Origin of the sequence: Acinetobacter sp. 22512 (assembly GCF_052044755.1) — a bacterium.
In the GTDB taxonomy this organism is placed as follows: Bacteria; Pseudomonadota; Gammaproteobacteria; order Pseudomonadales; family Moraxellaceae; genus Acinetobacter; species Acinetobacter pittii.
Window position 1 is genome coordinate 1 of the sequence record NZ_JBQENP010000036.1, and the last position, 8976, is coordinate 8976.

Below are 8976 nucleotides of genomic sequence, written 5' to 3' on the forward strand. Positions count from 1 at the left end.
ATGAGTGTCTATAGTTTACCAAGTTAAAACCTCCTGTTTTCTCAGCACACATCACATCAAGAACTGAAGCAAGGTCCGATATCTTTGAATATATTGAGATGTTCTACAATTCAAAACGCAGACATGGTTCCAATGGTCAGCGTTCTCCATTAGATTATGAAAAGGCCCATCAAAAGATGGTTATGTGTGTCTAGAATTTTGGTGGCTATTCAATAGTAAGCTTAGAAACAATGAAATTGTTAATCTTTATCAATGTTATATATTTAATTTTAGGGAGAAATATTTATGATTAAACTTAAAAATATTGAGATATTAAAATATAAGTCATTTACAACTCCTCAATCAATAAACATTGAGGAAGATATAACTGTTTTAGTAGGAATGAATGAATCGGGAAAAACTTCTGTTTTAGAATGTTTAGCTAAAACTAATTATTTTGAAGATGATGAAAAGTTTAAATTTAACGAAACGTTAGACTATCCTCGAAAAGAACTAAAAAGTATCAGTAAGTCGGATAGCAAACCTAAAGCAATTATTTGCACTTATCATATTTCAGATGAACTAATTGGCTTAATCGAAAATAGGTTAGGTAAAGGAACTTGGCAAGGAAGTAATGAAATCACCCTAACAAGTTCTTATGGTGATTCATCTACATTAATAAGTGGTGTATCGATAAATTTTGAATTATTTTTAAAACACTTAAATTTATCTGATATTGGTGATGATGTAAAAACTGAGTTGAAGTTGGCTCTAACAGAAGAGAAATTTGATCAAATATTAAAGAAGTTCCCAGATGAAACCGAAAGGTTAGAGCCTTTAAGAAAATATTTCTTCAAAAGTTCTACATGGATGACTTTTATTGAAAGATATGCATATAGTGTTTTAATAAAAAGACATTTACCAAAATTTATTTACTATGATGAATATTATCAACTCCCATCAAGGATTATTCTAGAAAGTTTTTTAGATGATGATGTTGATCTATCGGATGATCTAAAAACAGCAAAGGCACTCTTAGATTTATCCGAAATTAATGTGAATGAACTTATTAATGCAGACGATTTCGAAGACTTTATTGCTGAATTAGAAGCAACTGAGGCTTTGATTTCTGACACACTATTTCAATATTGGTCTGCAAATCAGAACTTAAATATTGAATTTAAAATTGATAAAAAAACAGCTACTGTGAAAAGGCAAGTAAATACAAGTTATGGCAGTGCTACAACGGTCGATACAAATATTGTTGAACATGTCTTAGATATTCGAGTAAAAAACTCGAAAACGAGAGTTTCTTTACCTCTTCAGAATAGAAGTAAAGGATTTAATTGGTTTTTTTCATTCTTAGTTTGGTTTAACAAAATTCAGGCTGATTCAAATTCAAAATATATTCTACTCTTAGATGAGCCAGGCCTTAACTTGCATGCAACTGCTCAAGCAGATTTACTACGTTTTTTAGAAAGTTTGGTTGATAAGTATCAAGTTATTTATACAACTCACTCACCTTTCATGGTAGAAACAACGAAATTAAATCGGGTCAGAACGGTATTTAGTGACTCCGATAGCTCTATCGTTAGTGATAGTATTCAACAAAAAGACCCTAATACACTTTTCCCTTTACAAGCTGCTTTAGGGTATGATGTTGCACAGAATTTATTTATTTCTAAAAAAAATCTATTGGTAGAAGGTGTCTCAGACTTACTATACTTGACCACAATTTCAGAATATTTGAATGCGAATAAACGAACTGGCTTAAATGAAGATATTACAATTGTGCCTACAGGCGGTTTAGATAAAGTTGCTAGTTTTATTTCATTACTTCGAGGTTCAAAACTATCAATTTTCTGCCTATTAGATTCGTTTACTGACCAAAAGTCTCAGGCAAGATTTGATAGTCTAACTATTCAAAAAATTATATCTGATAAAAATATAAAATTTTTCCATGATTTTTTGGATAATAGAAAAAAAGCTGATATTGAAGATATATTTACTATTGATGAATATCTGCAACTTTTTAATATTTCTCTCTCATCTACCCATGCTGAAATTAAGGTGGAAGAATTAAGTACTGAAATTGAAGATATATTATCAAAAATTAATAAAGTTATTAAAAAGAATAGATTTAATCATTATTTACCTGCAAAAGAATTTGCTAGTAATAAGGATTTTGTTAATAGCCTTTCAGAAGCTACTTTATCAAGATTTGAAACTATCTTTAAAGAGGTCAATAAGAATCTTAAATAGTTTTTGGTTTAATAGACTTGCCTATTAGGGTGAGTCTATTACTTTACCCAGTACGTTATTTAATATAATTTTATAGACATCCAAGTGTTCTTTTTAATTTTCAATAAAATTAGTCAACTCTATGATGTCAGTGCTACTTAACTTACGAATATGTTTTCCACTTCTTAGTATTTTACGAAAATAAAAGCTCATTGTTCAACGAATATAAATATAAGATGACTTTTAAATCAGCTTGTCTCTAATCTCGAATCCGTTAATATCCTCAAAAAGCTATTTTTCTTGTCCATTTACTTCTTCAAATACACCTTTTGGGTTCAAAAGCATGTGTTTGATCGGTTGACCAGTGAGCTGATTAATATCCAAAAGATCATAAACCATTTGTTGTCCTAGCTGTTCACGCCGGACAGCTTCAATAATTTCCTGCATTTTTTGAAATTCTTCAAAACTCAGAACAACAGCTTCGGGCGCATTCTTCGTATAAACAAAAACAGGTTTATGACTATCTTTGACACATTGAACAATTTTGCTCCAAGATTTGCGAACATCAGTCGCAGAAACAATCGCACCGTTTATAAAAGTTAATCGATTCATATCTAAGACCTTATACGGGATAGCAAAAATTAAATCATTTCAGAATCTTGTTCCGAATGTAAGAAAACGACCGTTATTTATTATGGGACGATTTTATATTTCTAAAATTAGTAGATGATATTTGTATGTAACTATATAATCTAAAAAAATAAATTTTAAATCGTGCAAATTAAAAATAGGGAAATCTATGCTTACTGGAGTCTATGAACCGTACCGGGTTTGTCGGAGACTTTTTATTTAAGTTAGGCCACCTGACCTAACGGGTTAATCTTATCATAGTACATTGCTTCGAACTCAAAAGGCGATACATAACCCAGTGCACTGTGTACACGCTTTTTATTGAACCAATCTACCCAGTTTAGTGTCGCAAGTTGTACATCTGCTAAACCTTGCCAATCTGCTTTTAAATATTCAATCACCTCTGTTTTGTATAAGCCATTCACCGTTTCAGCCAGAGCATTATCGTATGAATCACCAGTTGTACCGACTGATGCTCGTAAATTTGCAGCTTCTAAACGATTGGTATAGCGAATAGAAAGATATTGAACACCTCTATCGGAATGATGAATCACATTCTTTGGCATGCCTCGATCATGCAATGCTTGCTCAAGTGCATCGAGCACCATATCTGTATTCATCCGTGTAGATACTTTCCATCCAACAATTGCTCGTGAGAACACATCAATAATAAAGGCGGTATAGAGAAATTTGATGTTTCTCAACCATCATGAAAGTATCATTGCTTATCCATCGTACTCTAGTTGGTAAGTCTACCGTACAGGGAAACTGATCTCCAATTAAACCAGCATTTTTTGAAAGAGATAGGCCAGCACAATTTCCGCCTTTCATATAAAGAGTTTTTCTTGTTAAAACAGTTTTGTAATCAGTTGCATTTCAACCCCTGTAAAAACTAATACACTCAATAAAATAAATCTTTTCATTTTTAACAAATCATCAATAACGCTATCTAAAAATTTAATCTAAATCATTAAACGTTGAGTATCTAACTAATTTATCTGCAAATATTTCTTTAGCTAAAACTCTCAATTGTGTATATAAATTTTCAATTCTATCTTCTTGATTTTTTATCTCAGAGAGATCTAAAAATAGATCTCTATTTTCTTCAGAGAGCCACATAAACTCATCTAATATGCTTTTAAAATTATCTATTTTTTTTTGCATATTAGTGTCTAAAGATTGAGATATAAAGAAAAGTTTGTATTTGATTTTTTCAGAAGATTCAACAAACTCACTAATACTTGTACTGGTGATCATATCGGAAATTTTTGCTCTAAATTCTTCTGATTTTCCTTTTTCGCTTTCATATTCTTTTAATTTATAGAATTGGCCAATAGTACATCCCAATGAATTTTTCAGAAAAAATAAGGATGATGCTAAATCATTTAGCATCGGGAATACTTCAGTTGAGTGTTGGCTAAGAATTTCGGCTTTCTTAATATCTCTCCAATCTTGAAATAGGATAACAGCAATGTAAGCAGTAAGTATTGTTGCTGCCGTGCCTGAGATATCTTTAATAAAACTAAGAATATCATCAATAAAAGGTAGAGATACTGCCGAGATTACGATGACTAAGATTGTTAGTATACAAACTGCTCGCCAAAACTTATTCTCAATACCTTCTTTATTTTTTAGAAACATATAGCACTCAAATTTTTAGTTTCTCTAAAATTAACATAATGGTGCTTATACGGAACGTGTTTTTAATATTACTTTAAGATTAGTATCTTATCGTTATTCATACCCTCTGGAACGTTCTCGTTCAACCGACTTGGAAACAAGTCGGTTTCTTTTTAAGCAAAACTGTAACTTTTAGCCAACAAAATTGATCAAAAAACATTCTATTTTGCATTTTTTCCTGATTTATCAATGTTCACATTTCAGAAATAACCCCCAATTTCTGCGGACAACTCTTGGGATAAAATAGGCCAACTTTGTAAGCTAAAACTTACACAGATTTAAGGATTTTGCGGATTGGTAATTCAAGTCATTAGCCGTATGATGAATATATAACGAAACTGGATGTTTCCAGACAACAAGAATAAGAAAATTGCGCAAGGAATGGGCAGCATGAGATCAGTAAGACGAGCAACCCGATATGAAAAAGCCCGACAGGATGTAGGGCTTTTTTATTGCCATTTGAAAACTGGCTGAGTTCGCTATAAAACATAGACTATAATCTATATTGTGGTTGTTGTATGTGGACAGTCATCACGACAGATCTGTTTAATGAATGGCTTGAACAGCAAGACGAATCAACACAAGAGAAAGTCTTAACCGCTTTAGTTGTTTTACAGCAGCAGGGACCAAGTTTAGGTCGCCCTTTAGTTGATACCGTATATGACTCTAAATTTACCAATATGAAAGAGCTACGCGTTCAGCATCGAGGAAAACCCCTGAGAGCCTTTTTCGCATTTGATCCATTTCGACAGGCAATTGTGCTGTGCATCGGTGATAAAGGCGGTAAAAAGCGTTTCTATAAAGAGATGCTGAACATTGCAGAGCAGCAATACGAACTTCATCTCTCAACCCTTGGAGATCAATCTAATGGCTAAAACCTTACAGGAATTATTGGCTAGTCGCTCTCCAGAGAGCCAAACTCGTATTCAACAAATGGCTGACGAGCTACTTTTAGAAACTCAGCTTCACTTTATTCGAGAAGAATTAGAGATTTCCCAAAAGGAACTGGCTGCAACTCTTGGAATCAAACAACCTTCATTGTCAGCAATCGAAAACCGTGGCAATGATCTTAAGATTTCAACCATGAAAAAGTATGTTGAAGCTATGGGGGGGGAAACTCCGTATTGATGTAGAGCTTCCAACAGGAAAACATATAGGATTCAATGTTTAACAAACAAAATGGGAGCGTTAATCTCTCCCATTTTTTTACTTCGTAGAGGCTCTATTATGTTTAACAAACTAGAATTTATTCTTCTATTTGAAAGGATTCTTAAAATACTCTTTTAATATGGAAATAATTAATAGTGTACTGATTAAAACTAGAAATACTATAAGAATCGAAAACATACAATCCAAAGAATATTAAACATTACTGATACAAAAATAATAATATTTTTTTGTCTATTAAGTAACTGAAATTTAGTTTTCTTTACAAGTTAAGTTTTTTATTAAGTTATAATTAAAAGTAAATTTTTCCCAACTAGTATAAAGTTTAAGATTATAGGTTATTGAATTGTTTCTTATGCAAAAAAAAGTCAAGAATCTTTATTTAAGAAAAGGTGAACACTCATTTGTTCTGCAATCACAGTTCATTTTTAAAGCTAAGCAGCAAAAATGGACTAGTGAAGATATCCAAAAAATTATAGAAAAGACCTTATATCAAGATAAATATAGGGTATATGCAATTTTGAGAGAGTATTCTAGCCAGAATTACGGGTAAATTTGACTTGAAAAGAGAAGGACTAAAGTCTTTTAGAAGGACATATCTTGGATCCTGAATAAGATTTTTAGTATTAAAGGAGTAAAGTTTAGCCTCGATATAAGTTTAATCTATTATTTTACAATAATATTCCATATATCAATACCTAATTTAACTTTAGTTCCTATCGCCAACCCTGTATGGTGCCCGTTCAGAAACACTCTATCCGAGGCTAATATGCATAGTTTTTCTGTAAAAGATTTAGATCAATTAATTGAAACGAATCTCAAAGATGGGAATAAATACAGTAAATTATTGATTGAATATAAATTATTTTCTGATTTGATGTATGATTCTATATTTTATACAGAAGTGTCTAATTCAGCTCTGAGCACTACGAAAAGAAAATATAAGCAACTAAAAATTAAAATCACCACACATCAATATCAGCTTCATTTTGAATAAATCAATAAAACGAAAGTTCTCAGCTCTCTCTTCGTATATGGGAAAGTCACAATTTATGGCCTTTCTCATATCTATTTAACATAAAATTTCTTATGCGAATCTTGAAAGATTAAGCTATTTCGTAATATTTTATCCAATAAGCATTGTCGAAAATATCAGTGTAATAGCTTAACTTCTTACAATGTGAAAAATAGTCACAGCATAAATCTCTAATAATTTCAATTTCCTCTAGGCTATCAGCAGCATTCACTAAAAATATAAACTTGTCCAAGTTAACAAGTAATTTACTACTATTTTTCAAAGGTTTATTATTAGACATTGAATCCTATATGTTTTCCTGTTGGAAGCTCTACATCAATACGAAGTTTTCCGCCCATTGCTTCGACATACTTTTTCATCGTTGAAATTTTAAGATCATGACCACGATTTTCGATTGCTGACAATGAAGGCTGTTTGATTCCAAGGGTTGCAGCCAGTTCTTTTTGAGAAATCTCCAACTCTTCACGAATAAGGTGAAGCTGAGTTTCCAACAATAATTCATCCGCCATTTGTTGAATACGAGCTTGACTCTCTGGAGAGCGATTAGCCAATAATTCTTGTAGGGTCTTAGCCATTAGATTGATCTCCTAAAGTTGAAAGATGAATTTCGTATTGCTAATCGGCAATATCTAACATCTCTTTATAAAAACGCTTTTTACCGCCTTTATCACCGATACACAGCACAATAGCTTGTCGTAAAGGATCAAACGCGAAAAAGGCTCTCAGTGGTTTACCTCGATGCTGAACACGTAGCTCTTTCATATTGGTAAATTTGGAGTCATAGACGGTATCTACTAAAGGACGTCCTAAACTTGGTCCCTGTTGCTGTAGAACGACCAACGCTGCGAGTACTTTCTCTTGTGTAGATTGATCTTGCTGTACAAGCCATTCGTTAAACAGATCCGTTGTAATGACTGTCCACATATTACAACCATAATATAGATTACAATCTATATTTTATGCTTAATTGAATTATTATTCAAATGAAAATAAAAAATCCCGACGTCATGTCGGGATTTTTCGGTGTGGAGCGCATAGGTAGGGCTGACTACCTAATGGTCATGGTGTCTGACTGATTATTCTTGTTTTAAGTCATTGAACATCCTGTTCATATAGATCGATCATAGGGACTTCACTGGTGCTTGGATACAAACAATTTCGTAAAATGCTGTAAGCCAAAGCGTACAAAAAATCATCAAAAATTATCCCAAAGCTTAACCGCAAGAAATGGGGATAAATTCAGAAATGGAAGCCTTAAGGAATCGGAAGGAACTTACGAATTGATCGTTTTTTAACCAATTTTATTGGCAAAATATATCAAAACTGCTCATAAAAAGCCGACTTGTTTCCAAGTCGGCTTTTCGTCATCGTCGAGCAAATTATTTATAGCATAAGTTTTTGATTTTTATATGTTTCAATTTGTTCTGTTATTCCCAAGTAGAAATGTCCTACCTAATAACCAAATAGAAATGTCCTATATGGACATTTCCAAGTCAAGCACAGGATTTAGATTTCGTTGTTCAATCGCTGTTTTCTGTGCTTGTCTACGTGGCATCTTTTGAGAACGATTGCGTTTGTTTTGGTGTTCCAGTTGTTCATGCTGTTGTTGAATATGTGCCAGCACAGAACCCAAACGTTTATTCTCAACGATCTCTCGCTGGTTGAGCTGACTTAATTTATCAAAGATGCTGTAATTGATTTTTCTTCCCTGATATTCAATGGCTACAGTACCATCCGGATATTCCAGGAACTCAAGATACTTGCCGCCCAATCTTTGATTTTCTTCGCTGTTTTCCAAGATATATACGCATTTATCATAAGTAATCGTCAAGCTGTTCGTGACCCTGCGGGGTTCACGCCAGGTAAAAACATCATCTAATTCTTCGGCTGTTTCAGCGATAGGCCGATGTAGATCCTTGGAATTAAAAGCCATCTTGGCGAATTTACGATTAAATTGCTCAATAAAGCACGGCAGCCACTTATTGGCATCTGCAATTGAACTGATGCCTTCTAGACGCATCTCCTTAATCAGACGATCCTGAAGTGTTCTATTCGCTCGTTCTACACGACCTTTGGCTTGAGGGGAGTTAGCGAAAATGATATCGATATTGAGAGTGCTCAGAACACGTCCAAACTGGGTAATCTTGGTGTCTTTCTTGCTACTTTGATTCACCCTAAAAACTGAATGTTTGATATGTGCTGAATTAGCAGGAGACTTTCACTTGGGATATGCTAGGCAGCTA

Annotated in this window: 8 protein-coding genes and 4 pseudogenes; 5 read left to right on the forward strand and 7 right to left on the reverse strand. The window is 33.1% G+C overall.

Translation table 11 applies throughout. The features are described 5' to 3' along the window. Nucleotides 1-53 precede the first annotated feature (53 nt). Both ACTJJG_RS18815 and ACTJJG_RS18820 read left to right on the forward strand, forming a co-directional pair. Nucleotides 54-194, forward strand: a pseudogene (locus tag ACTJJG_RS18815) (IS3 family transposase); the annotation flags it as partial. Between the two features lie 91 nt (nt 195-285). Further along, the gene (locus tag ACTJJG_RS18820) at nt 286-2241 is read left to right on the forward strand and encodes an AAA family ATPase (RefSeq protein ID WP_000593543.1); all 1956 of its coding nucleotides are present in this window, start codon (nt 286-288) and stop codon (nt 2239-2241) included. Nucleotides 2242-2511: 270 nt separating this feature from the next. On the opposite strand, the gene ACTJJG_RS18825 is transcribed toward ACTJJG_RS18820, so the two are convergent. The 3 genes and pseudogenes from ACTJJG_RS18825 to ACTJJG_RS18835 all read right to left on the reverse strand — a co-directional run bounded on the left by ACTJJG_RS18825 (nt 2512) and on the right by ACTJJG_RS18835 (nt 4491). Further along, on the reverse strand, nt 2512-2832 hold the full coding sequence (locus ACTJJG_RS18825; protein WP_001081101.1) for a type II toxin-antitoxin system Phd/YefM family antitoxin: 321 nt from the start codon (nt 2830-2832) through the stop codon (nt 2512-2514). Between the two features lie 242 nt (nt 2833-3074). Further along, nucleotides 3075-3539 (reverse strand): annotated as a pseudogene (locus ACTJJG_RS18830) (IS3 family transposase); the annotation flags it as partial. A gap of 268 nt (nt 3540-3807) precedes the next feature. After that, entirely contained in the window at nt 3808-4491 is a 684-nt protein-coding gene (locus ACTJJG_RS18835) for a hypothetical protein (RefSeq protein WP_000478902.1), read from the reverse strand. A gap of 557 nt (nt 4492-5048) precedes the next feature. On the opposite strand from ACTJJG_RS18835, the gene ACTJJG_RS18840 reads away from it, so the two are divergent. From ACTJJG_RS18840 to ACTJJG_RS18850, 3 genes and pseudogenes are all read left to right on the forward strand, one after another. Next, entirely contained in the window at nt 5049-5405 is a 357-nt protein-coding gene (locus ACTJJG_RS18840) for a type II toxin-antitoxin system RelE/ParE family toxin (RefSeq protein ID WP_000269908.1), read from the forward strand. Then, a pseudogene (locus ACTJJG_RS18845) lies at nt 5398-5701 on the forward strand (helix-turn-helix domain-containing protein). The gene ACTJJG_RS18840 and the pseudogene ACTJJG_RS18845 overlap by 8 nt, the downstream one beginning before the upstream one ends. A 765-nt stretch (nt 5702-6466) precedes the next feature. Continuing rightward, on the forward strand, nt 6467-6694 hold the full coding sequence (locus tag ACTJJG_RS18850) for a hypothetical protein (RefSeq protein ID WP_000555567.1): 228 nt from the start codon (nt 6467-6469) through the stop codon (nt 6692-6694). A gap of 109 nt (nt 6695-6803) precedes the next feature. Here the strand turns inward: ACTJJG_RS18850 and ACTJJG_RS18855 are convergent, their stop codons facing one another. From ACTJJG_RS18855 to ACTJJG_RS18870, 4 genes and pseudogenes are all read right to left on the reverse strand, one after another. Continuing rightward, nucleotides 6804-7013 (reverse strand): hypothetical protein, encoded by a 210-nt coding sequence (locus ACTJJG_RS18855; protein WP_000069470.1) that lies wholly within the window; start codon nt 7011-7013, stop codon nt 6804-6806. Beyond that, on the reverse strand, nt 7006-7308 hold the full coding sequence (locus ACTJJG_RS18860; protein WP_001140619.1) for a helix-turn-helix domain-containing protein: 303 nt from the start codon (nt 7306-7308) through the stop codon (nt 7006-7008). Before ACTJJG_RS18860 ends, ACTJJG_RS18855 begins: the two co-directional genes overlap by 8 nt. A 40-nt stretch (nt 7309-7348) precedes the next feature. Then, nucleotides 7349-7657, reverse strand: coding sequence for a type II toxin-antitoxin system RelE/ParE family toxin (locus ACTJJG_RS18865; protein WP_000269910.1), 309 nt, complete (start codon nt 7655-7657; stop codon nt 7349-7351). Between the two features lie 550 nt (nt 7658-8207). Further along, a pseudogene (locus ACTJJG_RS18870) lies at nt 8208-8924 on the reverse strand (ISNCY family transposase); the annotation flags it as partial. Nucleotides 8925-8976 lie beyond the last annotated feature (52 nt).

Coding starts and splice junctions, on each gene's coding strand:
- ACTJJG_RS18820 (WP_000593543.1), top strand. CDS start 286: ATGATTAAACTTAAAAATATTGAGATATTAAAATATAAGTCATTTACA.
- ACTJJG_RS18825 (WP_001081101.1), bottom strand. CDS start 2,832: ATGAATCGATTAACTTTTATAAACGGTGCGATTGTTTCTGCGACTGAT.
- ACTJJG_RS18835 (WP_000478902.1), bottom strand. CDS start 4,491: ATGTTTCTAAAAAATAAAGAAGGTATTGAGAATAAGTTTTGGCGAGCA.
- ACTJJG_RS18840 (WP_000269908.1), top strand. CDS start 5,049: ATGTGGACAGTCATCACGACAGATCTGTTTAATGAATGGCTTGAACAG.
- ACTJJG_RS18850 (WP_000555567.1), top strand. CDS start 6,467: ATGCATAGTTTTTCTGTAAAAGATTTAGATCAATTAATTGAAACGAAT.
- ACTJJG_RS18855 (WP_000069470.1), bottom strand. CDS start 7,013: ATGTCTAATAATAAACCTTTGAAAAATAGTAGTAAATTACTTGTTAAC.
- ACTJJG_RS18860 (WP_001140619.1), bottom strand. CDS start 7,308: ATGGCTAAGACCCTACAAGAATTATTGGCTAATCGCTCTCCAGAGAGT.
- ACTJJG_RS18865 (WP_000269910.1), bottom strand. CDS start 7,657: ATGTGGACAGTCATTACAACGGATCTGTTTAACGAATGGCTTGTACAG.